18 protein-coding genes and 1 pseudogene are annotated in these 26,105 nt (G+C 72.0%); 11 read left to right on the forward strand and 8 right to left on the reverse strand.

Translation table 11 applies throughout. The features are described 5' to 3' along the window. Positions 1 to 529 precede the first annotated feature (529 nt). The 6 genes and pseudogenes from ACFQZ6_RS26435 to ACFQZ6_RS26460 all read left to right on the forward strand — a co-directional run bounded on the left by ACFQZ6_RS26435 (position 530) and on the right by ACFQZ6_RS26460 (position 9,539). On the forward strand, positions 530 to 2,452 hold the full coding sequence (locus ACFQZ6_RS26435; protein ID WP_381618662.1) for a glycogen debranching N-terminal domain-containing protein: 1,923 nt from the start codon (positions 530 to 532) through the stop codon (positions 2,450 to 2,452). 152 nt (positions 2,453 to 2,604) lie between these two features. Then, on the forward strand, positions 2,605 to 3,363 hold the full coding sequence (locus ACFQZ6_RS26440; protein ID WP_381613433.1) for an NUDIX hydrolase: 759 nt from the start codon (positions 2,605 to 2,607) through the stop codon (positions 3,361 to 3,363). 125 nt (positions 3,364 to 3,488) lie between these two features. Beyond that, positions 3,489 to 5,326 (forward strand): annotated as a pseudogene (locus ACFQZ6_RS26445) (ABC transporter ATP-binding protein). 162 nt (positions 5,327 to 5,488) lie between these two features. Further along, complete coding sequence (locus ACFQZ6_RS26450) at positions 5,489 to 6,376, forward strand: FadR/GntR family transcriptional regulator (RefSeq protein WP_381613436.1); 888 nt, start codon at positions 5,489 to 5,491, stop codon at positions 6,374 to 6,376. Between the two features lie 620 nt (positions 6,377 to 6,996). Further along, complete coding sequence (locus tag ACFQZ6_RS26455) at positions 6,997 to 8,538, forward strand: RNA polymerase sigma factor (protein WP_381613439.1); 1,542 nt, start codon at positions 6,997 to 6,999, stop codon at positions 8,536 to 8,538. A gap of 143 nt (positions 8,539 to 8,681) precedes the next feature. Next, positions 8,682 to 9,539, forward strand: coding sequence for a serine protease (locus tag ACFQZ6_RS26460; protein ID WP_381613442.1), 858 nt, complete (start codon positions 8,682 to 8,684; stop codon positions 9,537 to 9,539). 106 nt (positions 9,540 to 9,645) lie between these two features. Here ACFQZ6_RS26460 and ACFQZ6_RS26465 read toward each other — a convergent pair whose 3' ends face one another. Further along, on the reverse strand, positions 9,646 to 9,876 hold the full coding sequence (locus tag ACFQZ6_RS26465; protein ID WP_030790025.1) for a DUF7455 domain-containing protein: 231 nt from the start codon (positions 9,874 to 9,876) through the stop codon (positions 9,646 to 9,648). Positions 9,877 to 10,319: 443 nt separating this feature from the next. On the opposite strand from ACFQZ6_RS26465, the gene ACFQZ6_RS26470 reads away from it, so the two are divergent. The 3 genes from ACFQZ6_RS26470 to ACFQZ6_RS26480 all read left to right on the forward strand — a co-directional run bounded on the left by ACFQZ6_RS26470 (position 10,320) and on the right by ACFQZ6_RS26480 (position 14,622). Further along, positions 10,320 to 12,443 carry a DNA gyrase/topoisomerase IV subunit B gene (locus ACFQZ6_RS26470; protein WP_381613445.1) on the forward strand — a complete coding sequence of 708 codons (2,124 nt, stop codon included), beginning with the start codon at positions 10,320 to 10,322 and terminating at the stop codon, positions 12,441 to 12,443. 107 nt (positions 12,444 to 12,550) lie between these two features. After that, positions 12,551 to 13,033 carry a DUF485 domain-containing protein gene (locus ACFQZ6_RS26475; RefSeq protein WP_381613448.1) on the forward strand — a complete coding sequence of 161 codons (483 nt, stop codon included), beginning with the start codon at positions 12,551 to 12,553 and terminating at the stop codon, positions 13,031 to 13,033. Then, a complete protein-coding gene (locus ACFQZ6_RS26480; protein WP_381613451.1) occupies positions 13,030 to 14,622 on the forward strand; it encodes a solute symporter family protein in 1,593 nt (530 codons plus the stop codon). Before ACFQZ6_RS26475 ends, ACFQZ6_RS26480 begins: the two co-directional genes overlap by 4 nt. Positions 14,623 to 14,813: 191 nt before the next feature. On the opposite strand, the gene ACFQZ6_RS26485 is transcribed toward ACFQZ6_RS26480, so the two are convergent. The 4 genes from ACFQZ6_RS26485 to ACFQZ6_RS26500 form a co-directional block, all read right to left on the reverse strand. Beyond that, positions 14,814 to 15,494, reverse strand: coding sequence for a response regulator (locus tag ACFQZ6_RS26485; protein ID WP_381613454.1), 681 nt, complete (start codon positions 15,492 to 15,494; stop codon positions 14,814 to 14,816). Next, complete coding sequence (locus tag ACFQZ6_RS26490) at positions 15,491 to 17,167, reverse strand: sensor histidine kinase (RefSeq protein WP_381613457.1); 1,677 nt, start codon at positions 17,165 to 17,167, stop codon at positions 15,491 to 15,493. The genes ACFQZ6_RS26485 and ACFQZ6_RS26490 overlap by 4 nt, the downstream gene beginning before the upstream one ends. Before the next feature lie 99 nt (positions 17,168 to 17,266). Next, positions 17,267 to 18,226 carry a sucrase ferredoxin gene (locus ACFQZ6_RS26495; protein WP_381613460.1) on the reverse strand — a complete coding sequence of 320 codons (960 nt, stop codon included), beginning with the start codon at positions 18,224 to 18,226 and terminating at the stop codon, positions 17,267 to 17,269. Between the two features lie 82 nt (positions 18,227 to 18,308). After that, a complete protein-coding gene (locus ACFQZ6_RS26500) occupies positions 18,309 to 19,592 on the reverse strand; it encodes a citrate/2-methylcitrate synthase (protein ID WP_381613463.1) in 1,284 nt (427 codons plus the stop codon). Positions 19,593 to 19,691: 99 nt separating this feature from the next. On the opposite strand from ACFQZ6_RS26500, the gene ACFQZ6_RS26505 reads away from it, so the two are divergent. Further along, a complete protein-coding gene (locus ACFQZ6_RS26505; RefSeq protein WP_381613466.1) occupies positions 19,692 to 20,858 on the forward strand; it encodes a citrate synthase/methylcitrate synthase in 1,167 nt (388 codons plus the stop codon). Between the two features lie 195 nt (positions 20,859 to 21,053). Here the strand turns inward: ACFQZ6_RS26505 and ACFQZ6_RS26510 are convergent, their stop codons facing one another. Together ACFQZ6_RS26510 and ACFQZ6_RS26515 are read right to left on the reverse strand one after the other, a co-directional pair. Continuing rightward, the gene (locus ACFQZ6_RS26510; protein ID WP_381613468.1) at positions 21,054 to 21,290 is read right to left on the reverse strand and encodes a hypothetical protein; all 237 of its coding nucleotides are present in this window, start codon (positions 21,288 to 21,290) and stop codon (positions 21,054 to 21,056) included. Between the two features lie 202 nt (positions 21,291 to 21,492). Beyond that, positions 21,493 to 22,044: a DUF6082 family protein gene (locus tag ACFQZ6_RS26515; protein WP_381613471.1), complete on the reverse strand. Its 552-nt coding sequence runs from the start codon at positions 22,042 to 22,044 to the stop codon at positions 21,493 to 21,495. A gap of 290 nt (positions 22,045 to 22,334) precedes the next feature. Between ACFQZ6_RS26515 and ACFQZ6_RS26520 the strand changes: the two genes are divergently transcribed. After that, positions 22,335 to 23,417, forward strand: coding sequence for a CobW family GTP-binding protein (locus ACFQZ6_RS26520; RefSeq protein WP_381613474.1), 1,083 nt, complete (start codon positions 22,335 to 22,337; stop codon positions 23,415 to 23,417). Here the strand turns inward: ACFQZ6_RS26520 and ACFQZ6_RS26525 are convergent. Continuing rightward, positions 23,414 to 25,870 carry a DNA gyrase/topoisomerase IV subunit A gene (locus tag ACFQZ6_RS26525; protein ID WP_381613477.1) on the reverse strand — a complete coding sequence of 819 codons (2,457 nt, stop codon included), beginning with the start codon at positions 25,868 to 25,870 and terminating at the stop codon, positions 23,414 to 23,416. The genes ACFQZ6_RS26520 and ACFQZ6_RS26525 overlap by 4 nt on opposite strands. Positions 25,871 to 26,105 lie beyond the last annotated feature (235 nt).

Genomic DNA, 26,105 nt, shown 5'->3' on the forward strand with positions numbered 1-26,105 from the left:
GGTGGGCAGCGGCGAGGCGGTCAGCGGCGAAGGCCAGACGCTGCGGTGCCGCCATTCGGTCGGCGTGCCGTGGTGTGGCCGTGACCCGCAGGAGCGCGGCTCCGTTCACCTGAGTGGCGGAACGCCTCAGCAGGGCGGGCCGCCGCACCGCCCATGTCCTTCCGGAGCCTCCGCCAGGCACCGATCGTGCCCGAGGCGCACCGAGCGCAGAGGAAGCCGCCCCATGCACCAGCCGACTCAGCCCTCCGCCACCGACGGCGACCGCGCCCTCGTCGGCGGATACCCAGCGGCGGTGCCGGAGCCTTCCGCGCCAGCGGTGACGGAGCCTTCCGCGGCAGCGGTCACGGGCTCCACTGCGGCAGCGGTCACGGGGCCCTTTGCGGCAGCGGTCAAGGAGCCCTCGGCAGCAGCCGTCACGGAGCCCTCCGCGGCGGCGGTCAAGGAGTTCTCCGCGGCAGCGGTCACCGCGGACACCCGACGGGAAGCGTTCCCGCCCCGCGCCACCGACCTGCCCCCCACCCACACCGCCATGATCTGCGTCGCCCTTCCAGGGCTGGCGGTCTCCACCGAGCACGGACAGTTGACGGGCCGCGGACTCGAGGGCTTCTACCGGGCCGGACGACGGGTGCTCTCCCGCTGCCAGGTCCGGGTGGCCGGGCGGGAGCCGCTCGCCGTGCAGGCCCGGATGGCCGGAGCCGACCGCGCCCGCTTCGTGGGAACGGTGCGTGCCTCGCCGCACACCGGTCCGGACCCTGACCTCCTCGTCGAGCGGACCCGTCACGCCGACGGCACCGAGCGGATCACCGTGCACAGCGCCGTCTCGCGCCCGCTGCGCCTGCCCGTCGAAGTCGCCCTCGGCACGGACCTGGCCGCCCTGGGCGCCATCGCGTCCGGCGGCGCGGGACCCGAACTGCCCGCCAGCGTCCATGACTCCGGCCTGCGTTGGTCCTGCCCCACCGGGGCCGCGTCCGTCACGGCCGACCCGCCACCCACCGATGCCCTCGCCTCCGCCGGACTGCTGCGCTGGGAGCTGGAACTGCCCCCGCACGGCAGCGCCAGCGTCGAACTCCGGGCCCGTCCGGAGGGCGCCGGGCCCCTCCGGGCGGCCGGGCACACGGCCACCAGTCCGCTGGCCCCCGCCCGAGCGGCAGGTGACGACCACAGAGCCGAGGCACTGCTGCGCGCCGGGATCGCGGATCTCCAAGGGCTGATCGTCCGCGACCCCGCCCACCCCGCGGACACCCACCTCGCGGCCGGGGCACCCTGGCGCTGCGGCCTGGCCCCCGCCGAGGCACTGGCCGCGGCCCGGATGGTGCTGCCCCTCGGCACCCGCCTCGCCGCGGGCACCCTGCGCACCCTCGCCCGCAGCCAGCGCACCGGCAGCGACGGACAAGAGTCCGGCATGATCCCCGGCCCCCGCCGGGACGCGGGCCCTCACCTGCCGCCCGGCTGCACGGGGACGGAGGCCACCCTGCTGTTCCCGGTACTCCTCGCCGAGGCCCGGCGCTGGGGCCTGCCCGACTCCGACACCGAGGACCTGCTGCCCACGGCCGAACGCTGTCTCCGCTGGCTGCTGGCCACGGTGGGCGACGGCACGTACCTGTGCGACCCGTGGCCCGGCGGACCGGCTCGGTGTGAAATCCAGGCGCACGCCCATCGGGCCGCCCTGCTCGGCGCCGACCTCCTCGACGTCCATGGCAGACCGGGCGCCACCGGGCTGCGGCAGTGGGCCCAGGCACTGCGGTCGGCGTTCCGGGAGGACTTCTGGATCGACACACCGGGAGGCGGACGCCCCGCCGCCGCCCGCGCCCCCGGCGGGCGTCTCCTGCCCCAGCTCAGCTCGGCTGCCGTCCACCTCCTCGACACCGGCCTGCTGGGCGGTGGCACCTACGCGCCTGGGCTGCTCGACGGCGCGCAGACCGGGCAACTGGCCCGGCTGCTCGGCAGCCCGGCCATGGACTCGGGCTGGGGACTGCGCGGTCTGGGCGCGAAGGAGACGGCCTACAACCCGTTCGGCCACCGCGGCGGGGCCGTGCGGGTGCAGGAGACCGCGACCGCCGTCGCGGGCCTGGCCGCGGCAGGCTACGAGAGCGAAGCGAGCGGCCTGCTGCGGGGCATCCTGTCGGCGGCCGAGGCCTTCGATTACCGACTGCCCGAGATGTACGCGGGGGAGCAGTGCACCGAAGGCGGCGCGCCGCTGCCCCACCCGGCGGCCTGCCGCCCCGCCGCCATCTCGGCAGCCGCCGCGACCCTGCTGCTGACCTCCCTCGCGGGCATCCGCCCGGACGCCCCGGGCGGCACGGTCACTCTGCGCCCCATACGCAGCGCACCCCTCGGCGAGATCGGACTGCGGGGCCTCAGAGTCGCGGGCGCCCCCTTCTCCGTTCGGGTCAGCCGACTCGGCCTCGCCATGGTCGAGGAGGCGGCGGACGGGCTGCAACTGGGCGCGTGACCGCCCGACAACAGCCCTATGACCTCGTATGACACGACAACGGACGACAGATCGAGGCGAGCCGCTGCCCGCTTCCGGGGGCACGCGGACCGGCCACTGACGAGGCTGGTGAAGGGAGTGTTTATCGTCAGGCAGACGACTATGATCGCCACATGCCCTACGACCCGTCAGCCTTTCCGCCTTTCGCCGTCACCGTGGACCTGGTCGTGCTGACCGTTCGCCGCCACGCCCTCTGCGCGATGGCCGTGCGCCGCGGTGAGCCCCCCTTCCAGGGGCGCTGGGCGCTCCCCGGCGGCTTCGTACGGGCTGACGAGGACCTGGCGCAGGCGGCGGCACGGGAACTGGCCGAGGAGACCGGGCTGCGCGTCCACGACCCCGCCGTCCCAGCCCAGGACAACGGCGCCCACCTGGAACAACTCGCGACCTACGGCGACCCCAAGCGTGACCCCAGGATGCGCGTGGTCAGCGTCGCCCACCTGGCACTCGCCCCCGACCTGCCCGCACCCCGGGCCGGAGGCGACGCCAGCAACGCGCGCTGGGCACCGGTCGAGGAACTGTTGCAGCACGGCGGCTACGGGCGGGACAGCGAACCACTGGCACCCCTCGCCTTCGACCACGCCCAGATCCTCGCGGACGGCGTGGAGCGGGCCCGCTCCAAGATCGAGTACTCCTCGCTGGCCACGGCGTTCTGCCCACCGGAATTCACCGTCGGTGAGCTGCGCCGCGTCTACGAGGCCGTGTGGGGCGTGGCGCTCGACCCGCGCAACTTCCACCGCAAGGTCACCGGCACCCCGGGCTTCCTCGTCCCCACGGGCGGCACCACCACACGCCAGGGCGGCCGACCCGCCCAGCTCTTCCGGGCGGGCGGAGCCACACTGCTCAACCCCCCGATGCTGCGGCCCGAGGTGTAGCACCGGGGCGCTAGGCGCCGCCGAGGACCGCCCGCCCGCCCCCCACACCCCGACGCCGGAACGGGCCCGGGGGGCGGACCCCACGGTGCCCGAAAAACCGGATATAGCACGCTATCTTGCTGAGAGTGATCCAGGCCATCGGATTGACCAGCAACCCCCGCAAGGGCCTTGCCCCCGCCGTCGACGACCTCTCCTTCGAAGCGTGCGCGGGCCAGGTCACCGCGCTGCTCGGAGCGGCCGACGCGGGTAAGACGACGGCACTCCGGCTCATGCTTGAGCTTCAACAGGGCCGGGGAATCACCTACTTCAGAGGCCGCCCGCTGCACCGCATCGCCCACCCCTCACGCGAGGTCGGCGTCCTCCTCGGCGATGTGCCGGGCCACCCGGCCCGCCCCGTCCGGGGCCATCTGCGCATGTTGTGCGCGGCTGCGGGCGTCCCCGTCCGCAGGGCCGACGAGGTCCTGGAGGCCGTTGGCCTCGTCAGCCTGCGCGACGAACGCCTCGGCACGCTCTCACGCGCCATGGACCGCCGCCTCGGCCTCGGCTGCGCGCTGCTGGCCGACCCGCACACCCTCGTCCTCGACGAACCGGCCGACGGGCTCTCCGCCCGCGAGAGCCGCTGGCTGCACAGCACGCTCCGCGCGCACGCCGCCCAGGGCGGCACGGTCCTGTTCACCACGGCCGACCCGAAGGAGGCCGCCCGCACCGCCGACCGGATCGTGACGCTGGACCACGGCCGACTCGTCGCCGACCAGGACGCCACCGACTTCGCGCGCACCAGACTGCGCCCTCGGGTCGCCGTACGCAGCCCGCACGCCGCCCGTCTCGCCGCCCTGCTGACCAAGGAGGCCCGCACCACGCACCGTTCGGTCGAGGTCGTACGCGAGGGCGGCAACCGCCTCTCCGTGTACGGCGGTAGCTGCGCCGACGTCGGCGAGACCGCGTTCCGGCACGGCATCCTCGTACACCAACTCGCCGACGAGATTGGGGACATGGGTCCCGGTGCCGGGAAGGACGCCGCCGCGGGCACACAGCAGCCGCAGGAGCCTCGCCCCCTCGCCTCTGAGCCACTTCCCGAAGATCCCCCCGCCCCTCCCTCCCCCCTCCCCACCCCGCCCCCGCCCCCCAGAGCCGCCCCCTCGAAGCCTCCCCCGCCCTCCCCGCTCTCCCGCCCCCCATCTCCGTGCGCCCCGCCCCCAGCCCCCTGCGCCCCCTGCGGTACGAGGTACGGCGGGCCCTCGGGATCAGTACCGGGTTTCTCACGGGGGCCGCCGTACTCGTCGTGTCCGCCGTCACCGCCGTGGTGCTCGCGCGGGTCGGGCACACCCCGCAGCCGCGTCTGCTGGCGGCGTGGCCTCGGGAACTGCCGTTGCCGCCCGCGGCGCTCGGGGCGGGGCTGCTGGGCGCGCTGGCCTTCGGTGACGAGTTCCGCCACCCCGCGCTGGCGGCGGATCGCGGCACCGTGCCCCGCAGGCTGGGGCTGCTGGTCGCGAAGCTCCTCGTGGCCGCGGTCACCGCGCTGACCCTGGCCGTCCTCACCGTGGGCTGCGACGCCGAGGTGCTCTACCTGTTCTACGGACGGGAGCTGGCGGAGGTTCCCGCTGACTGGCTTCCGCTGGGTGCCGGTTGGGTGGGGTTGGTCGTGGGGTGTGCCTGGTCGGGGGTGCTGGCCGCGGGGGTGTTCCGGTCCACGACCGCGGGGCTGGCGGCGGTGGTCGGTGTGCCGGTGCTCGTCGTACCCGTCGTACACAGGGTTCTGGAGGGGCCGTCCGTTCGGGCCGCGACGGGGTGGCCGGTGCGGTTCCGGGAGGTGCTCCTGTCGCAGTGGCCGTTCGGCGGGGAGCGGTACCTGGCAGCGCTGGCGCGGATGGTCGCCCAACCCGTGGGCAGCGCACTGACGTTGTCGCTGACCGCGCTGCTCTGCGCGTATCTGCTCACGACCCTGCGGAGCAGGGTCCGGTGACCGCGGTTCGCCCCCTTCCGGTCGTGGGCTGTGCGCAACTCCCCAGGGAACGCCCATTTCTTTCCGATAAGGCGTCAATTGGGACGAAGTGAGCGATCACCCTTTCGTGTGCTTTTCACCAAAGACCTCAAGGGAGTTGGAGACGGCGCCGACAAAGGATGCGTGAGTACCCTTGCGCACACCATGATGACCTCCGCCCGCTCCGCTGACTCCGGTCTCTCCGGTCCGGGCGAAATCGACCGCTACCCCTACGCCGAGGCCCCGGCCGTCGACCGCGTCGGAGTCCCCGCGTGGGAGGGCGCCGACCCCGAGCTGGGCCGCGCGGGACGGCGCGCCACGGGCAGCCGTGGCCGCGGCCTGCACGGCCAACTCGTTCAACAACTCGGCCAGATGATCGTTTCCGGCGACCTGGGTGCCGACCGTCCGCTGGTGCCCGAAGAGATCGGCCAGCGCTTCGAGGTCTCCCGCACCGTCGTCCGTGAGTCGCTCCGCGTCCTGGAGGCCAAGGGCCTCGTCAGCGCCCGTCCGAACGTCGGCACGCGCGTGCGCCCCGTCAGCGACTGGAACCTCCTTGATCCGGACATCATCGAATGGCGGGCCTTCGGGCCGCAGCGCGACGACCAGCGCCGTGAGCTGAGCGAGCTGCGGTGGACCATCGAACCGCTCGCCGCGCGGCTGGCCGCCGGGCACGGCCGGGAGGACGTCCAGCAGCGGCTCTCCGACATGGTCGGGATCATGGGCCACGCCATGGGGCAGGGTGACGCGCTCACCTTCTCCCGCGCCGACGCCGAGTTCCATTCGCTGCTGATCCAGATCGCGGGCAACCGCATGTTGGAGCACCTCTCCGGGATCGTCTCCGCGGCCCTCCAGGTCTCCGGCGGCCCGGTCACGGGCTGTGACCGGCCGAACGAGACCTCGCTGGCGCACCACGCCAGGATCGTCGACGCCCTCGCCGCGAGCGACGGCGCGGGCGCCGAGGCCGCCATGCGGCAACTGCTCACCGTCCATCCTGAGGTGGAGCGCGTGGTGCCCGCGCCGCGCGAGCACTGACCGGCGTCCCGCGCGAGCGTCGGCCCGCATCCCGTCCTCCCGCGCGAGCGCCGACGGCCGCCTTCCCGAGCACTGGCGGCTGCCGCCCCGAACCTCGCTGACCGCCTCTCGCGCGGGCGCCGCGGACCCTGACCGCATTCCGTGCGGGCGCTGACCGGCATCCCGCGGGGGCGCCACGGTCGGGAGGCGTTCCTCCTCCTGCGCCACCGCCCGGCTGGCGCCCCCTTCCGCCGGACCCCGCAGGGATCCTCCCGACCTGCGGGGTCCGACGGCGCGAGCGACCGTCGGCGATCGGGGGCAGCGGTCGATCGGGAACAGCGGCCAATCGGGCGGCCTGGCGGACAATGGTCGTACAAGGGTGAAACCATCTGCCCGTGTCTGACCGTTTTTGAGTGCTTACGGGGTGTGACTCGGGCCACGCGGAATGGGCGTAACGCTCGTGGAGGCAGCGCGATGACCTAAGAGGTGACAGCCGCGGAGGGAATACGGACGCCGTACAAGGCGCTGTGCATCTTCCCCGGCCCCGCCCGCGCCGTCGGCCCATCCCCAAGCCGGTGGTCGGCTCCTGTCCGCAATGGACGGGGCCGGAAGTCGTTTTCCAACGTTCCGAGAGGTTGTTCGTGTCGGCCAGCACATCCCGTACGCTCCCGCCGGAGATCGCCGAGTCCGTCTCTGTCATGGCGCTCATTGAGCGGGGAAAGGCTGAGGGGCAGATCGCCGGCGATGACGTGCGTCGGGCCTTCGAAGCTGACCAGATTCCGGCCACTCAGTGGAAGAACGTACTGCGCAGCCTCAACCAGATCCTCGAGGAAGAGGGTGTGACGCTGATGGTCAGTGCCGCGGAGCCCAAGCGCACCCGAAAGAGCGTCGCAGCGAAGAGTCCGGCCAAGCGCACCGCCACCAAGACGGTCGCGGCGAAGACGGTGTCCGCGAGGAAGGCCACCGCCAGCACCGCCGCCCCGGCCGCACAGTCCGACCCCGCAGTCGCCGAGTCCGCCGAGGAGACCGCGCCCGCCAAGAAGGCCGCCGCGAAGAAGACGACCGCCAAGAAGGCGGCCACTAAGAAGACCGTCGCCAAGAAGACGACCGCGAAGAAGACGGCCGCCAAGAAGGACGACGCCGAGCTGGTCGAAGAAGAGGTGCTGGAGGAGCCCAAGGCGGGCGACGAGCCCGAGGGCACCGAGAACGCGGGCTTCGTGCTCTCCGACGAGGACGAGGACGACGCCCCCGCCCAGCAGGTCGCCGCCGCCGGTGCCACCGCCGACCCGGTCAAGGACTACCTCAAGCAGATCGGCAAGGTCCCCCTGCTCAACGCAGAGCAGGAGGTCGAGCTGGCCAAGCGCATCGAGGCCGGTCTCTTCGCCGAGGACAAGCTCGCCAACTCCGACAAGCTGGCGCCGAAGCTCAAGCGCGAGCTGGAGATCATCGCCGAGGACGGCCGCCGCGCCAAGAACCACCTGCTGGAGGCCAACCTCCGCCTGGTGGTCTCCCTGGCCAAGCGCTACACCGGCCGCGGGATGCTCTTCCTGGACCTCATCCAGGAGGGCAACCTCGGTCTCATCCGCGCGGTGGAGAAGTTCGACTACACCAAGGGCTACAAGTTCTCCACGTACGCCACCTGGTGGATCCGTCAGGCGATCACCCGCGCCATGGCCGACCAGGCCCGCACCATCCGTATCCCGGTGCACATGGTCGAGGTCATCAACAAGCTCGCGCGTGTGCAGCGCCAGATGCTCCAGGACCTGGGCCGCGAGCCCACCCCGGAGGAGCTGGCCAAGGAACTCGACATGACCCCGGAGAAGGTCATCGAGGTGCAGAAGTACGGCCGCGAGCCCATCTCCCTGCACACCCCGCTCGGTGAGGACGGCGACAGCGAGTTCGGTGACCTCATCGAGGACTCCGAGGCCGTCGTCCCGGCCGACGCGGTCAGCTTCACCCTCCTCCAGGAGCAACTGCACTCGGTCCTGGACACCCTCTCGGAGCGCGAGGCGGGCGTCGTCTCCATGCGCTTCGGCCTCACCGACGGTCAGCCGAAGACCCTCGACGAGATCGGCAAGGTCTACGGCGTCACGCGTGAGCGCATCCGCCAGATCGAGTCCAAGACCATGTCGAAGCTGCGTCACCCGTCCCGCTCCCAGGTGCTGCGCGACTACCTCGACTAGGTCGCGCCGCCCCTGCGGTACGACGGTGAAGGCCCGGTTCCCCGAGTGGGAACCGGGCCTTCCGCGTGCCCGCGCGGGGTGCGGGGTGCCGCCAGGTGGATCACTCTGGGTGTTCCATGACCGCCCCAGAGTGAGGAGCTTGTATGCGTCGGTCTGTTGTCCGGGCACTGTCCCGACCGCTGGTCCTGGCCGCTGCCGCGGCCGTGCTGCCACTGGTCTCCGCCGCCCCCGCCGCCGCCGACAGCATCGTCATCGGCGGATTCCCCGTGGACGTCTCCCAGAGCCCCTGGACGGTGGCCCTGTCCAGCCGTGACCGGTTCGGGGGTACGCGGGCGGGTCAGTTCTGCGACGGGGTGGCGGTCGGCCCGACCACCGTGCTCACGGCGGCCCACTGCCTGGACGAGGAGGTGCTGAGCGGCCCCGTGGAGCAGGTGCGCGACCTCAAGGTCATCGCGGGCCGCACGGACCTGCGCGCGCGGGAAGGGCGGGAGATAGCCGTCCAGGACGCGTGGGTGAACCCGGACTACGACCGTGACAGCAACGCCGGGGACTTTGCGGTGCTCAGCCTCGCCGAGTCACTGCCGGAGAACTCGGCCATCCAGATGGCGCCCGCGGGCGACCCCGCCTACGAACCCGGCACGGCGGCCGTCGTCTACGGCTGGGGGGACACCAGCGGCACCGGGGACTACGCCACCGGACTGCGGGGGGCACGGCTGCACGTGCTGTCGGACGCCCTGTGCGAGCGCGCCTACCCGGGCGGGGGCGACGGGGAGTACCGGGCGGAGAGCATGTTGTGCGCCGGTGAGGTGCTGGGCGGGCGGGACGCCTGCCAGGGCGACAGCGGCGGGCCGCTGGTCGCGCGGGGGCGGCTGGTGGGGCTGGTGTCCTGGGGGAGCGGCTGCGGGCGGTCCGGCAGCCCCGGGGTCTACACGAGGGTGTCCGACGTGCTCACCAAGCTGGGCTGGGGCACGACGGCGCGGGCGCCGCGCGACGGGGCCTGACCGGAGCCCACGGACACGGACACGAGGACGGGCGGCCACCCCTGAGGGCAGGGGGGCCGCCCGCACTCCGGCCTGTGCCAGATCGGCTCGTCGTTGATCCGAGGTGTCAGCGCTCTTCTTCCGAAGCGGAAGCCGGAACGGTCGTCAGCCGCTCCGTCTCGTCCTGTATCTCAGCGGCGATCTTCTTGAGTTCCGGCTCGAACTTGCGGCCGTGGTGGGCGCAGAAGAGCAGCTCTCCGCCGCTGAGCAGGACGACGCGCACGTACGCCTGTGCGCCGCAGCGGTCGCAGCGGTCAGCGGCCGTCAGCGGGCTCGCGGGGGTCAGAACAGTAGTCACGTCGCCTCTTCTCTAGCTCGACGAGCTGTCGTACCAGGGTCAACATCCAACCAGGCCCAAAACGTTCCCGCTCGGGGCTTTTCCTCGAAAAATCTTTCCGAGGCCGGCCGTCTGCTGCCGGTTGGCGGCGAATGTGCCGTATTACGTGTCTGTGTGTCTTACGGTTTCGCGCTGTCGGTCATCATCGGTCCTCCCGGCTGGGTTGCCGGTTTGTTCATGAGGACGTGCCCGGAGCCTAAATGGTTCATGCCTCGAAGGGAACGTGATATGTACTTCACCCCATCGAGGGATCGAACAGGTATGCGATGGTGCACTAGGCTGAAACCGCAGACGAGGGTGGCGTTACAACGGCTCTACCAGGGCTCGGTACCCTCTGAGCGGCGACCGAAGCCGGGCCCGTACCCACCAGGGCCTCACCTGAAATTCAGCGAGGAGCGAACCGCGTGACCGCCGAGACGTCCGTGCCGTCCACAGCGCTGCTGGCAGGAGCAGACCGGGACGGTTCCAACTACACCGCGCGGCACCTGCTCGTCCTGGAAGGGCTGGAGGCCGTCCGCAAGCGCCCGGGAATGTACATCGGCTCGACGGACAGTCGAGGCCTGATGCACTGCCTCTGGGAGATCATCGACAACTCCGTCGACGAGGCCCTCGGGGGGTACTGCGACCACATCGAGGTCGTCCTGCACGACGACGGCTCGGTGGAGGTCCGGGACAACGGCCGCGGCATCCCGGTCGACGTCGAGCCCAAGACCGGCCTCTCCGGCGTCGAGGTCGTCATGACCAAGCTGCACGCGGGCGGCAAGTTCGGCGGCGGCTCCTACGCCGCCTCCGGCGGTCTGCACGGCGTCGGCGCCTCCGTGGTCAACGCCCTCTCCGCCCGCCTCGACGTCGAGGTCGACCGCGGTGGGCACACCCACGCGATCAGCTTCCGGCGCGGCGTGCCCGGTGCCTTCGCCGCGCTCGGCCCGGACGCGAAGTTCGAGGCCAAGAGCGGCCTGCGCAAGGCCAAGAAGATCCCCAAGACCCGCACCGGCACGCGCGTGCGCTACTGGGCCGACCGCCAGATCTTCCTCAAGGACGCCAAGCTCTCCCTGGAGAACCTCCACCAGCGCGCCCGCCAGACCGCCTTCCTGGTCCCCGGCCTCACCATCGTCGTCCGTGACGAGTACGGCCTCGGCGAGGGCGGCAGCAAGGGCGAGGAGTCCTTCCGCTTCGACGGCGGCATCAGCGAGTTCTGCGAGTACCTGGCCACCGACAAGGCGATCTGCGACGTCCTCCGCTTCTCCGGACAGGGCACCTTCAAGGAGACCGTCCCCGTCCTCGACGAGCACGGCCAGATGACGCCCACCGAGGTCACGCGCGAGCTGGGCGTCGACGTGGCGCTGCGCTGGGGCACCGGCTACGACACCACGCTCCGCTCCTTCGTCAACATCATCGCCACGCCCAAGGGCGGCACCCACGTCGCGGGCTTCGAGCAGGCCGTCGCCAAGACGATGAACGAGGTGCTGCGCGCCAAGAAGCTGCTGCGCGTCGCCGAGGACGACATCGTCAAGGACGACGCCCTGGAGGGCCTCACCGCGGTCGTCACCGTCCGGCTGGCCGAGCCGCAGTTCGAGGGGCAGACCAAGGAGGTGCTCGGCACCTCGGCGGCCCGCCGGATCGTGAACACCGTGATCACCAAGGAACTGAAGGCGTTCCTGACGGCCACCAAGCGGGACGCCGCCCAGCAGGCCCGCGTGGTCATGGAGAAGGTGGTCGCCGCCGCCCGCACGCGCATCGCGGCCCGCCAGCACAAGGACGCCCAGCGCCGCAAGACGGCCCTGGAGTCCTCCTCCCTGCCCGCCAAGCTCGCCGACTGCCGCAGTGACGACGTCGAGCGCAGCGAGTTGTTCATCGTCGAGGGCGACTCCGCGCTCGGCACCGCCAAGCTGGCCCGGAACTCCGAGTTCCAGGCGCTGCTGCCGATCCGCGGCAAGATCCTCAACGTCCAGAAGTCGTCCGTGACGGACATGCTCAAGAACGCCGAGTGCGGCGCGATCATCCAGGTCATAGGAGCGGGCTCGGGCCGCACCTTCGACATCGACGCGGCCCGCTACGGCAAGATCATCATGATGACCGACGCCGATGTGGACGGCTCCCACATCCGCACCCTGCTGCTGACGCTGTTCCACCGCTACATGCGGCCCATGGTCGAGGCGGGCCGGGTCTTCGCCGCGGTGCCGCCGCTGCACCGGATCGAGATCATCCAGCCCAAGAAGGGCCAGGACAAGTACGTCTACACGTACTCCGACCGGGAACTGCGCGACAAGCTCATGGAGTTCCAGAGCAAGGGCATCCGCTACAAGGACTCCATCCAGCGCTACAAGGGCCTCGGCGAGATGGACGCCGACCAGCTCGCCGAGACGACCATGGACCCCCGCCACCGCACCCTGCGCCGGATCAACCTCTCCGACCTGGAGTCCGCCGAGGGCGTCTTCGACCTGCTGATGGGCAACGAGGTCGCCCCGCGCAAGGAGTTCATCTCCAACTCGGCGGCGACGTTGGACCGGTCCCGTATCGACGCGTGACCGCGCCCGCAACCCCGCTTCCCGCCCCGCTCTCGCCTCGTCACCTGATGGGGTGAGAGCGGGAGGAAGAAGAGTCAGGGATCTTCCCAGTCTGTCCATGCTTGGACATGCACTCAAGCAACGCTAGGTACGGCGATCCCTGGTATGACGCGCTCGCCTCCGGCTGGGGCGAGACGAGTGGGACGCACGTACCGGCCGCGTCCGTGCCGCCCGCCCGCGCGGGAGGCGCGCGGGACACCGCGGCCGATGTCTACGTCGAGGTGTGGCGCAGCGCGGCCTTCCAGGAAGTACGCGGCCGGTACCGGCGGTTCGTGGTGCCCGCGGTCGCCGGTTTCCTCGTCTGGTACGTGGCCTACGTCGTGACCGCCACCACCGCGCCCGGCCTGATGGCCCGGCCCGTGGTCGGCGCGGTGAACGTGGCGATGCTGGCCGGGCTCGGCCAGTTCCTCACCACCTTCCTGCTGACCTGGGCCTACGCGCGGCACGCGCGGCTGCGCCGGGACCGGGCCGCGCTCGAACTGCGCTGGGACACCCAGGAACTGACCCGGGACGCGCGGGACGCGGCGGACGCACGCGGCGGTGCGGCGTGACGGGCGATCACCAGACGCTGGCGCTGCTGCTGTTCAGCGCGTTCGTCGCCGTCACCCTCGGGATCACCACCTGGGTGAGCCGCGACCGGCACGGCTCCGCGGAGGAGTTCTACGCCGGGGGACGCCTCTTCACCCCCTTGGAGAATGGTTTTGCCATCGCGGGCGACTACATGTCCGCCGCCTCCTTCCTCGGCATCTCCGGGCTCATCGCCCTCTACGGCTACGACGGGATGCTGTACTCGGTGGGCTTCCTGGTGGCCTGGCTGGTCGTGCTGTTCCTGGTCGCGGAACTGGTGCGCAACTGCGGCCGGTTCACCCTCGCCGACGTCGTCGCCGCGCGGATGCGGGAGCGGCCGGTGCGGATCGCGGCGGGAACTTCCTCGGTGACCGTGTCCGTTCTGTATCTGGTGGCGCAGATGGTGGGCGCGGGCAGCCTGGTCGCGCTGCTGCTGGGCGGGAGCAGCGACGCGGCACGGACCTGGACCGTGATCGGCGTCGGCGCGCTCATGGTGATCTATGTGTCGTGGGGAGGGATGCGGGCCACCACCTGGATTCAGATCGTGAAGGCGGTGCTGCTGATCGGCGGCACCATCGCGTTGACGGCGCTCGTCCTGGCGCGGTTCCACGGCGACATCAACCGGCTGCTCACCACGGCGGCCGAGCGCAGCGGGCACGGCTCGGCGTTCCTGGCGCCCGGGCTGCGCTACGGCGGGGACTGGACCGCCCGCTTCGACTTCATCAGCCTCGGACTGGCGCTGGTGCTGGGCACCGCCGGGCTGCCGCACATCCTGTCGCGCTTCTACACCGTGCCGACCGCGCGGGCCGCTCGGCGCTCGGTGGTCTGGGCGATCGGGCTGATCGGCGGCTTCTACCTGATGACGATCGTCCTCGGCTTCGGCGCCGCCGCGATCGTCGGTCCAGAGACGGTGCGCGGCTCCAACGTGGCCGGGAACACGGCGGTTCCGCTGCTGGCGCTCGACCTGGGCGGAGGCGCGGATTCCACCGGCGGAACGGTTCTCTTCGCGGTGGTCGCCGCCGTCGCCTTCGCCACCATCCTCGCCGTGGTCGCCGGGATCACCCTCGCCTCCTCCGCCTCCGTCGCCCACGACCTGTACGCGTCCCTGCGGCGCCGCCGGTCCGAGCCCCGCAGCGAGGTCGCCGTCGCCCGGGTCGCCGCGGTCGGCGTCGGAGTCGTCGCCATCGGCCTCGGGCTGCTCGCCCGGGACCTGAACGTCGCCTTCCTGGTCGGCCTCGCCTTCGCCGTCGCCGCGTCCGCCAACCTGCCCGTGCTGCTCTACTCGCTGTTCTGGCGCGGCTTCACCACCCGGGGCGCCGTCTGGGCCGTCTACGGCGGGCTCGTCCCGGCCGTCCTGCTCGTCGTCCTGTCACCGGTGGTGTCGGGCAGCCCCGACGCGCTCTTCCCGGGGCTCGACTTCCAGCTCTTCCCGCTCCAGAACCCCGGCCTGGTCTCGATCCCGCTGGGCTTCGCGGCGGGCTGGCTCGGCACGGTCACCTCGACGGAGGCGCCCGACGAGGCCAAGCACGCGGAGACGGAGGTGCGGTCGCTGACGGGGGCGGGGGCGGCGTAGCGAAGTGCGGACCCGAACGCCGGAGCGCGAGCACTCCGACCCCCGCAGCGTGAGCGCTCCGACCCCCGCAGCGCGAGCACTCCGACCCCCGCAGCGCGAGAACTCGCACTCCCGGAACGCGAGAAACAGTGGCCCGGCATCCGTAGGGAAGGAGGGCACGGTTCCTTCCCCCCGCCCCCGGGGCCGTGCCCTCAGGCGCGGGTCGCCCACACGTAACGGTGTTCCGGGCGGCCCGCGTCGCCGTACTTCAGGGTCAGCGTGGCCCGTCCCGTGCGCTCCAGGAGCTTCAGATAGCGCTGGGCGGTCTGGCGGCTCACCCCCGTGCGTTCGGCGATCTCCTGGGCGGACAGCGGGCCGTCGGCGTGCATCAGCGACTGCCGGACCAGTTCGGCGGTGGTGGGGGAGTGCCCCTTGGGCAGTCCGGGCTCGGTGGGCGCGGCCAGGGCGCCGAAGATGCGGTCCACCTCCGCCTGCTCGGCCTCGCCACCGCCGTCGAGGGTCCGGCGCAGCCGCGCGTACGCCTCCAGCTTGGCCCGCAGCCCCGCGAACGCGAACGGCTTGACCAGGTACTGGAGCGCCCCGTACCGCATCGCCGCCTGTACGGTCGCCACGTCCCGGGCCGCCGTCACCATGATCACGTCGGTCTGGTGGCCGCGCCGTCGCATCTCCTGGACGGCCCCGAGACCGGTCCCGTCCGGCAGGTAGTGGTCCATGAGGACCAGGTCCACGCGCGGCAGCTCGGCCAGCTTCCGCAGCGCCTCCGCCGCGCTGTGCGCCTGAGCGGCGACCCGGAACCCGGGCACCTTCCCGACGTACGCGGCGTTGACCCGCGCGACCCTGACGTCGTCGTCCACGACCAGGACCTCGATCATCCCGACTCCTCCTCGGCGGCCCCAGGGCCAGTCGACGGTACGGCGAGCACGGGTTCAGGGCCCGGCTCGGCCAGGGCTTCCGGCAGGACGACGGTGAACTCGGCGCCCCCACCGTCCGCCGCGCCCACCGTCACGGTGCCGCCCTGCCGCTCGGCGAGCCTGCGCACCAGGGACAGTCCGAGACCGCGCTCCCGGTGCGCGGGCGACCGCTTCGTGGACCACCCCTCCGTGAAGATCGCCTCCCGCTGCCCGGCCGGAACCCCGGGCCCGGTGTCCCGCACCGTCAGGACGGCCGTACGACCCTCGGTGCACAACTCGGCCTCCACGCGCGCGTGCGGTGTGCCCGCCACGGCGTCGAGGGCGTTGTCCACCAGGTTGCCGACGATCGTGACCAGCCCGCGTGGGTCGACCAGCCGGTCCGGCAGCCGGGTGCGGTCCGACACGCGCAGCGCGACCCCGCGCTCCGCCGCGACGGTGGCCTTGCCCACCAGCAGCGCGGCGAGCAGCGGGTCCCCGATTCGCTCGGCGACCTCCTCCGCCGTCGCCCGGTGCGCGCCGACCACCTCCCCGACGAACTCGGCGGCGTCGTCGTACATCTCCAGCTCCAGCAGCCCGAGGAGGGTGTGCATCCGGTTGGCGTGCTCGTGGTCCTGGGCGCGCAGGGCGTCGATCAGCCCGCGCGTGGAGTCCAGTTCCCGGCCGAGTTGCTCCAGCTCGGTGCGGTCGCGCAGGGTGACGACGGCGCCGCCGTCGTCGGTGGGCATCCGGTTGGCGACCAGGACGCGCTGGCCGCGCACGGTGAGCAGGTCGGTGCCGGTCACCCGCCCGGTCAGCACGTCAGCGGTGCGTCCGGTGCCGAGCGCCTCCTCCGGGGAGCGGCCCAGGGCCTCCTCCCCGAGGCTGAGCAAACGTTGCGCCTCGTCGTTGAGCAGCCGGACCCTGCCGTCGCGGTCCAGGGCCACCACGCCCTCCCGGATGCCGTGCAGCATCGCCTCGCGCTCCGCGAGGAGCCCCGCGATATCGGAGAAGGCCAGGTCACGGGTCTGCCGCTGCACCCGGCGGGAGATCAGCCAGGCCGCGAGCGCGCCGACCGCGAGCGCGCCCCCGGCGTACGCCAGCAGCTCGGGGATCGCGTGGATCAGCCGGGCGCGCACGCTGTCGTAGGCGATGCCGACCGAGACCGCTCCGACGATGGCGCCGTCGCCGTCCCGCAGCGGCACCTTGCCGCGGGCGGTGCGGCCGAGGGTGCCCTCGTCGATCTGCATGACCTCCCGCCCGGCGAGCGCCTGGCCGGGGTCGGTCGAGACGTGCCCGCCGATCCGCGCGGGCTCGGTGTGCGACCAGCGCACGCCCCGCGTGTCCATCACGACGACGTACTCGGCCCGGGTGGCCCTGCGGATCCGCTCCGCCTCGCGCTGCACCGGCCCGTCGGCGGTCGGCGGGGTGCTCGCGACCTCCTCGGCGAGCCGTGGCTGGGCCGCGGTGGTCTGGGCTATGGCCAGGGCGCGGCGCATGGCCTGGTCGTCGAGCTGGTCGCTGAGGGGCGCGAGGAACAGCCCGGTCGCGAGCACCGCGACCCCCGCGGCGATCGCCACCTGCATCAGCAGCACCTGCGAGAACACCCGGCGCGGCAGACCGAGGCGCAGGCGGCGTACGGCGGTGGTGCGGCTCATAGGCATTGACGGTACGTGCTGCCCGCGCGTGGTCGAAGAGGATGTGGCGCGGATCCCTGAACGAACGGTTCCGCGCGCCCGGCCGTCAGCAGGCGGCTGTCAGCAGGCGAGCGCCGCCGGTGCCAGCTCGCGGACCGAGAGCACGTCCATCCGCGCGGGCGCGCCAAGCACCGACGTGCCGCAGCTCTCCGGACGCGGCGGCAGGGACGCCCCCTGGGCGACCAGGACGCGCCAGTGCCGCCCGTCGACGTGCGCCACGGTCACCACCCAGCGCGGCGCCGCGCCGTCCGGCCGTACGACGCTCTCGGTGCGTACGACGCTCAGCGCGCCCGCCGCGTACTCGGCCGCCGCCGTCCGCACGGCCAGCTCGGCCGCCTGGCCGGGCCGCTCCCACGCGGAACTGCCCCGGCACCCCTCCAGCACGATCCGGCCCTCCCGGACGCCGTGCAGGGCCTCCTTGACGGTGTGCGCCTCCGCGCGCCCGTAGGCGTACCCGTACGGCAGCACGAGCACCGTCGGCGCGAACCGGTGCCCGCCCAGGTGGGTGACCTCCCACACCCCCGGCACCCCGGACGTGGCGAGTTCGGCGGCCAGCGGGCGGCCGAGCAGGGCGCAGCAGCGGTCGCGCCTGCCGTTGGTGCACACCAGCGCGAGCGGGTCGCCGGTGTGGGGGCGGCCCTCAAGGGCCCGGTCGAAGGTGCGGTGCTCGCCCCTGCCCAGGGCGGCGAAGTCGATGTCGAGCAGCTCGCGCGGGTCGGTCGTCGTGGCGGAGCGCAGCCACGCGTCGCCGGGCCGGGTGTGCGCCGCGTACACCTGGCGTACGGCGGGGGTGCCGGGGTCGGCGTGGCGGCCGGGGCGGCGGATGAGCGCCACGCGTACGCCCGTGCCCTTGGCGGCGGCTTCGAGGGCGCGGCCGAGCGCGGGGTCCAGATGGCTGGAGGTGAGCGCTCGCGGACCCCACGGGCCGGGCTGTTCCAGCAGCAGCCAGGTGGTCGCCGTGGCCGCGGTGCCGGAAACGGGCTCGTCGAGGTCGCGGGAGTCAGTCGCGCACGTACTCACAGAGGTGAGCCTAACCTGAGTTGTTCGGGAGTGACTTCCTGATGCCTCCGTGTCCAGTTCCCGGTTTCCCGCTCCCGCCCGGTTAAGGCATGGTTTGCGGTGGCCGCGGTCCCACGTACTGCCCGCTGGGCCGCATCCGCAGGGGGCGCTCGCCGTACTCCTCCAGGGCGTGGGCGATCCACCCCGCGGTACGGGCCACGGCGAAGATCGTCTCGCCTGCCGTGGCGGGCATCCCGCTGGAGGCGGTGAGGACGGCGAGCGCGAGGTCCACGTTGGCGTGCAGCGGGTGGTGGCGGGCGGCGGTGGCCTCGATGTCGCGGGCCGCGGCGAGCGCGGGCGCGGCGTGGGGCAGGTCGTCCAGGAGGGCGAACAGGGCACGCGCGCGTGGGTCCTCGCCGGGGTAGAGCCGGTGGCCGAGTCCGGGGATGCGGCGTCCGGCCCGCAACTCCTCGGCGATCACGGGTGCCGCGTCGCCGTGGTCCAGTACGTCGAGCAGCAGCCGGTGCGCGAGTCCGCTGGCCGCGCCGTGCAGCGGTCCCTCGATCACGCCGAGCCCGGCGGAGACGGCGGCGTAGGCGTGCGAGCGGGCCGACGCCGCGACGCGCACCGCGAGTGTCGAGGCGGCCAGGTCGTGGTCGCCGAGCAGGCCGAGGGCGGTGTCCAGGACGCGCAGGGACGCCTCGTCGGCCGGGCGTCCGCTGAGCCGCCCCCACAGGCGGTGCGCCAGCGGGCCCTCGTCGCGGTGGGTGAGCCGCACCGGTGGCAGCGCCGCGACGAGCGTGGGGATGAGCACGCGCGCGGTGCCGAGCACGGCCTCCTCCGACAGGTCGAAGCGCAGCGGGTCGGCGGCAGCGGCGGCGATCGCGGCGACCCGCAACCGGTCGGTGGGTGTGGTGTGTTCGGGCAGCGCGTCGACCGCGCGGCGGGCCACGGCGACGGCGGTCTCCGGGGCGGTGAAGGTGGCGCCGGGCCGCAGCCTGCCCGTCCACAGCCACTCGGCGACCTCCTCGTAGGAGTGCCGGGTGGCGAGTTCGGTCGCGTCGACGCCGCGGAAGTAGTACCGGTCCTTGTCGATGAGGGTGATCCGGGTACGCACCGCGAGTTCACCACCGGAACCGGCCGAACCGCCCGGACCGCCTGAACCGCCCGGTCCCGCCCCGCCATCCCGCCTGTTGCGCCGCGCGAGCGTCTCGACCTCGGCCGCGTCGAAGGTGCTGCCCCGCCCGCCGGGCGCACGTCTGCTGCTGAGCTGGCCGCGACTGACGTACGCGTAGACGGTCTCGGGCTTCACCCCGAGCCGTTCGGCGGCCTCCTTGGTGCTCAGCCGCCGCTCCGGATGGCCGGGCCCGGGTTCTTGATCGCGCATGGAGACCACCGTATAAGCCCTCCCTTCATGTTGACTCAATCAATATTGACAGAGAATAAGTCAACCATGGACAGTCGAATCAAGTGCAGGGAGGAAATCATGTCCGTCAACAGGTCCAAAACCACCCTCGTCGACGTACCGCGCGGACTCGCGGGGGTCGTCGTCGCCGAGACCCAGATCGGTGACGTCCGGGGACGGGAGGGCTTCTACCACTACCGCCAGTACTCGGCCGTCGAACTCGCCCGCACCCGAGGCTTCGAGGACGTCTGGCACCTGCTGGTCCACGGCGAACTGCCGGACGCCGCCCGCTCCGCCGCCTTCGCCGCCGAGACCGCGGCGCTACGCGAGCTGCCCGCCGGGGTCCGGGCCGCGCTACCCGCCATCGCGGCGGCCGGGGGCGGCTCCGGCCCCCTCGCCGGGATGCGCACCGCGCTGTCGCTTCTCGGCGCGGCGCACGGCTTCCAGCCGGTCTACGACATCGACGCGGACCGCCGCCGGGCGGACACGGTCACCGTAACCGCGGCCGTACCCACCCTGCTCACCGCGCTGCACCGGCTCGGCCAGGGCCTCGACCCGGTCGAACCGCGCGAGGACCTGTCGTACGCGGCGAACTACCTCTACATGTTGACGGGCGAGGAACCCGACGCCCGGCGGGCCCGGGCCATCGAGCAATACTTGATCTCCACCATTGACCACGGGTTCAACGCATCAACCTTCACGGCCCGCGTGATCGCCTCCACCGGCGCCGACGTGGCCGCCTGCCTCGCGGGGGCGGTGGGCGCGCTGTCCGGCCCCCTGCATGGCGGCGCCCCCAGCCGGGCCCTCGACACCCTCGACGCCATCGGTACCCCCGACCGCATCGACCCGTGGGTGCGTGACCGCGTCCTTGCCGGTGACCGCATCATGGGTTTCGGCCACGCCGTCTACCGCACCGAGGACCCCCGCTCCCGGATGCTCCGGGAGATCGCCCAGGACTTCGGCGGTCCTCGCGTCGACTTCGCCGTCGAGGTGGAACGCCGCGTCGAGGCGATCCTCGCCGAACTGAAGCCCGGCCGTGAACTCCACACCAACGTCGAGTTCTACGCGGGCCTGGTCATGGAACTCTGCGGCCTCCCGCGCGAGATGTTCACCCCGACGTTCGCGGCGGGGCGCATGGTGGGGTGGAGCGCCAATGTGCTGGAGCAGGCGGAGGACTCCAAGATCATCCGCCCGGCGGCGCGGTATGTGGGGCCGCGGGTGCCGGTGAAGGTGCCTGAGGTGGTCTGAGGCGCCGACCGCGGCGCACGCCCTGCGGACATGCGTGTGGCCTGGTGCCGTTCTGGCGCCAGGCCGCATCGGGGGCGTCGAGCAGGGACGGGGTGCCGGGTGCTCGCGGGTCGGCCGTCCGGCTCGGTCAACGGTGATGGAGGCCGGAGGCGTGAGTGACGGACGGTCTGGGTGGACGCGTGCTCGTGCGGGGCGTCAGGCGTCGGGGATGTCCGCCTTGGCGCGGATCAGGGTCTCCCGGCTGACGATGACGATGCGCTCGTAGTCAGCGCGGGCGGCGTCGGCGGGTAGCTCACCCTCCAGCGCCTCGGTGGCCTCGGTGCCGATCACGGCGAAGTTTCCGTCGCTCAGCTCGAAGACGTCCGGGCAGGTGGATCCTGAGTTACTGCCTCGGGCGCTGGGAGGCACACCGATGCGGCGCACGATCTTCAAAGGTACCGATCCTTACAGACAGGAATGCAGGTTGAACCCCACAGGCAGACTGGTCAGCCACAAACAGTTACGGTGGTGGCGAGAAAAGGGTATCGGTGCAGGTGTGTTCTGAGTGGCTGAACGGGGGAGAAACCCCCGTTCGAGTCGCTGATATCCGTCTGTTGACCTGAGGGCTTGAGCTGGCGGTCGGCGGGTCGCGCGGTCAGTCCGTCGGCGGTGTTCCGACCACCCACCACTCATCCGAGTCGGCTTCGTCCAGGTCGCTGACGAGACCGTCGACCATCTTGCCCAACTGCGCCTCCACCGAGGTCTCGTTGAGCGACGCGCGCATGTGCCGTGACGCCTCCCAGTACTCGCGGAAGATGGGGCTCTGGAAGAACTCCCGCAGATGCCGGTACATCTCCTCCCGGTCCAACAGCCCCGCGCGGTGGAGGTGGTAGAGGTGGATGTACCAGACGTTGGCGTAGAAGAACTGCCGACGCCGCTCCGCCGGGATGCTCTCGTCGTAGGTGTCTATCACCTCCGCCAGGGAAGGGTCGTCGAGCGCCCTGGACAGCAGCTCCCACTGCATACGCTGCTGGTGGGCCAGGGCCTTGCGCCGGATCGCCAGCTCCTCCAGTTCCAGTCGGCGCATCTGGAGACGGTGGGCGTCGAGCCGCCGCTGACGTGCGGCGACCGTGATCCCGGCAGCGGCGATCAGCAGACCGGCTGCGGCGGAGCCGAACCTCTCCGCGGTCTTCTTTCGTGTGGCCATGTCAACCCCCGATTCAGGCGGCCATCTGCCGGTCGTCGAATGCGGGTGGGCTGACGGGGACCGGCGAGCGATGGGCGGCGCTTGCCACCTCCAGGGTGCCGAGCGGCTCTGATCGGCAGGGAGGCGGAGAGGAGGCGCACGGAGGGAAGCAAGGGTCGCACACTCCGGCGTCTTGCCGAGTCCTCTGCCCCGCGCGGGGCGCTAACAATCGTTCACTGTTGAGTGATTCTTGAGCCTCGTATCCTGGGCGGCATTCCCTTTTCGTAGGTGGGCATGAGAGAGGTCGCACGGTGGCGCAGGAGCCGAGTCCGCAGCAGATCCCGGTCGTGGTGCTCGCCGGGTTCCTGGGCTCAGGGAAGACGACGTTGCTCAACCACCTGCTGCACCGCAGCGGCGGCAGCCGGATCGGCGCCCTCGTCAACGACTTCGGGGCGGTCGAGATCGACGCCATGGCGGTGGCCGGGGTGCTCGGGGACTCGACCGTGTCCCTCGGCAACGGGTGTCTGTGCTGTGCCGTCGACGTGAGTGAGCTGGACGCCTATCTGGAGCGGCTGACCCGGCCCGAGCTGGGGATCGACGTCGTGGTGATCGAGGCCAGTGGGCTCGCCGAGCCGCAGGAGCTGGTGCGGATGGTGCTGGCCAGTGAGAGCCCCCGGGTCGTCTACGGCGGTCTGGTCGAGGTCGTGGACGCGGCCGAGTTCGACGACACCCGCGCGCGGCACCCCGGGATCGACCGGCATCTGGCGCTCGCCGATCTCGTCGTGGTCAACAAGGTCGACCGGGCGGAGGACGGGGGAGAGCGGGTGCTCCAGCTCGTGCGGTCGCTCGCGGACGGGGCCGCCGTGGTTCCGGCTTCCTACGGTCGTATCGACCCGGAGTTCCTCTTCGACTGCCGTCCGAGCGCGGAGCGCGTCGGGCAGTTGTCCTTCGATGATCTGCGGGAAGAGGGCAGTGAGGACGGGCACCTCGGGCATCTGCACTGTGGGTACGACAGTTTGTCGTTCGTTTCCGAGGTGGCCCTCGATCCTCGGCGGTTGATGAGCTTTCTCGACAGCCGTCCCGACGGGCTGTACCGGATCAAGGGGTACGTCGACTTCGGCGCCCACGACGCGCGCAACCGGTACGCCGTGCACGCCGTGGGGAGGTTCCTGCGGTTCTACCCGGAGGCGTGGGGCGCCGGTGAGGCGCGGCTCAGTCAGCTCGTGCTCATCGGGGCCGGGATCGACGCCGACGCCCTGGAGAAGGAACTGCGGGCCTGCCAGAGCGACGCCCCGCACACCGCCGACGAGCACGGCATGTGGGGCGTCCTGCGCTACGTACCGGAAGCGGCCGTACCGGAAGCGGCCGTACCGGAGGCGTCCGAGCGCTCCTAGACCGGGCCCGCCACCGCCGCCACCGTCTTCGGCAGGGACACGCCCGAGCCGTCGCGGCGCGGGTCCAGCTCCGGGAGGTCGGCCGGGGTGCCGTTTCTCTGGGCGGCGAGGGCCGGGACCGGGCCCGCCCAGGCCAGGGCGAGGCAGTCCTCGCCCTTCAGGAAGCGCTGGCAGCGCACGCCGCCCGTGGCGCGGCCCTTGCGCGGGTACTGGTCGAACGGGGTCAGCTTGGCCGTCGTCTGGACGGAGTCGTCGAGCGTGCCGCGCGAGCCCGCGACCGTGAACACCACGGCGTCCACCGCCGGGTCCACCGCCGTGAACGAGATGACCCGCGCGCCCTCCGCGAGCTTGATGCCCGCCATGCCACCGGCCGGACGGCCCTGCGGACGGACCTGCGACGCCTGGTAGCGCAGCAACTGGGCGTCGTCCGTGATGAAGACCAGGTCCTCGTCGCCGGTGCGCAGCTCCACCGCGCCGACGATCCGGTCGCCCTCCTTGAGGGTGATGACCTCCAGCTCGTCCTTGTTGGCCGGGTAGTCCGGGACGACCCGCTTGACGACGCCCTGCTCGGTGCCGATGGCGAGGCCGGGGGAGGACTCGTCGAGCGTGGTCAGGCAGACCACGCTCTCGCCGTCGGTCAGGGAGACGAACTCCGCCAGCGGCGCGCCGCCCGCGAGGTTCGGCGCGGAGGGCGTCTCCGGCAACTGGGGGAGGTCGATCACGTTCAGGCGGAGGAGGCGGCCCGTCGACGTGACCGCGCCGATCTCCCCGCGCGCCGTCGCCGGGACGGCGGAGATGATCACGTCGTGCTTGACGCGCCGGGCCTTCGGGTCAGCCGCGAAGGGCTCGCCGTTCGCCGTACGCGCGAGCAGGCCCGTTGACGACAGCAGCACCCGGCACGGGTCGTCCGCGACCTGGAGCGGTACGGCGGCGGCCGGGACGCCCGCGGACTCCAGCAGGACCGTACGCCGGTCGGTGCCGAACTTCTTCGCGACCGTGGCCAGTTCGTTGGAGACCAGCTTGCGCAGCTCCGCGTCCGACTCCAGGATGCGGGTCAGCTCCTCGATCTCCGAGGTCAGCCGGTCCTTCTCCGCCTCCAGCTCGATCCGGTCGTACTTGGTGAGACGGCGCAGCGGCGTGTCCAGGATGTACTGCGTCTGGACGTCGCTCAGCCCGAAGCGGCCCATCAGGCGCTCCTTGGCCTGCGCGCTGTTGTCGCTGGAGCGGATCAGCCGGATGACCTCGTCGATGTCCACCAGGGCGGTGAGCAGGCCCTCGACCAGGTGCAGGCGGTCGCGGCGCTTGCCGCGGCGGTACTCGGAGCGGCGCCGCACGACCTCGAAGCGGTGGTCGAGGTAGACCTCCAGCAGCTCCTTCAGGCCGAGCGTGAGGGGCTGCCCGTCGACGAGCGCGACGTTGTTGATGCCGAAGGACTCCTCCATCGGCGTCAGCTTGTAGAGCTGCTCCAGCACGGCCTCCGGCACGAAACCGTTCTTGATCTCGATGACAAGACGCAGGCCGTGCTCGCGGTCGGTGAGGTCCTTGACGTCGGCGATGCCCTGGAGCTTCTTCGAGCCGACCAGGTCCTTGATCTTGGCGATCACCTTCTCCGGGCCGACCGTGAACGGCAGCTCGGTGACGACCAGGCCCTTGCGGCGCGCGGTGACGTCCTCCACGGAGACCGTCGCGCGGATCTTGAAGGTGCCGCGGCCGGTCTCGTAGGCGTCCCGGATGCCCGGCAGGCCGACGATCCGGCCGCCGGTGGGCAGGTCGGGGCCCGGGATGTGCCGCATCAGGGCGTCGAGGTCGGCGTTCGGGTAGCGGATCAGGTGGCGGGCGGCGGCGATGACCTCGCGCAGGTTGTGCGGCGGCATGTTGGTGGCCATGCCGACCGCGATCCCGGAGGCGCCGTTGACCAGGAGGTTCGGGAAGGCGGCGGGCAGCGCCACCGGCTCCTGCTCCTGGCCGTCGTAGTTCGGGGCGAAGTCGACGGTGTCCTCGTCGATCGACTCCGTCATCAGACCGGTGGCCTCGGTCATCCGGCACTCGGTGTACCGCATGGCGGCGGGCGGGTCGTCGTTGCCCAGGGAGCCGAAGTTGCCGTGGCCGTCGACCAGCGGGACCCGCATGGAGAACGGCTGCGCCATGCGCACCAGGGCGTCGTAGATCGAGGAGTCGCCGTGCGGGTGCAGCTTGCCCATGACCTCGCCGACGACGCGCGCGCACTTCACGTAGCCGCGGTCGGGGCGCAGGCCCATCTCGTTCATCTGGTAGACGATGCGCCGGTGCACCGGCTTGAGGCCGTCACGGGCGTCGGGCAGGGCTCGGGAGTAGATGACCGAGTAGGCGTACTCAAGGAAGGAGCCCTGCATCTCGTCGACGACGTCGATGTCGAGGATCTTCTCCTCGTACGGGTCGTCGGGCGGCGGGGTCTTCGTGCTACGGCGGGCCATCGCTGCCTGGCTCCTCTTTTCTGGTCGCTCGCCTGCGGGGGGCGCCTCACGCTCGCCCCCCCGTCGGCTCGCTCGTGCTGAAGCGTGGAACGGATCTGACGCGGACCATTGTGGACCGCGGCACTGACAACACCGGACGGGGCGGACGCTCCTGCCGCCCGGCCCCAAGCGGACGGCCCGGCGGCGGGCCTGCCGCCGTGGCCTGTCGAGAGGCTACGGGATCTCGCTGTCGGCG

Source organism: Streptomyces flavalbus (assembly GCF_042674625.1).
Taxonomy (GTDB): domain Bacteria; phylum Actinomycetota; class Actinomycetes; order Streptomycetales; family Streptomycetaceae; genus Streptomyces; species Streptomyces flavalbus.

Coding starts and splice junctions, on each gene's coding strand:
- ACFQZ6_RS26435 (WP_381618662.1), top strand. CDS start 530: ATGATCTGCGTCGCCCTTCCAGGGCTGGCGGTCTCCACCGAGCACGGA.
- ACFQZ6_RS26440 (WP_381613433.1), top strand. CDS start 2,605: ATGCCCTACGACCCGTCAGCCTTTCCGCCTTTCGCCGTCACCGTGGAC.
- ACFQZ6_RS26460 (WP_381613442.1), top strand. CDS start 8,682: ATGCGTCGGTCTGTTGTCCGGGCACTGTCCCGACCGCTGGTCCTGGCC.
- ACFQZ6_RS26475 (WP_381613448.1), top strand. CDS start 12,551: ATGCACTCAAGCAACGCTAGGTACGGCGATCCCTGGTATGACGCGCTC.
- ACFQZ6_RS26485 (WP_381613454.1), bottom strand. CDS start 15,494: ATGATCGAGGTCCTGGTCGTGGACGACGACGTCAGGGTCGCGCGGGTC.
- ACFQZ6_RS26490 (WP_381613457.1), bottom strand. CDS start 17,167: ATGAGCCGCACCACCGCCGTACGCCGCCTGCGCCTCGGTCTGCCGCGC.
- ACFQZ6_RS26500 (WP_381613463.1), bottom strand. CDS start 19,592: ATGCGCGATCAAGAACCCGGGCCCGGCCATCCGGAGCGGCGGCTGAGC.
- ACFQZ6_RS26505 (WP_381613466.1), top strand. CDS start 19,692: ATGTCCGTCAACAGGTCCAAAACCACCCTCGTCGACGTACCGCGCGGA.
- ACFQZ6_RS26515 (WP_381613471.1), bottom strand. CDS start 22,044: ATGGCCACACGAAAGAAGACCGCGGAGAGGTTCGGCTCCGCCGCAGCC.
- ACFQZ6_RS26525 (WP_381613477.1), bottom strand. CDS start 25,870: ATGGCCCGCCGTAGCACGAAGACCCCGCCGCCCGACGACCCGTACGAG.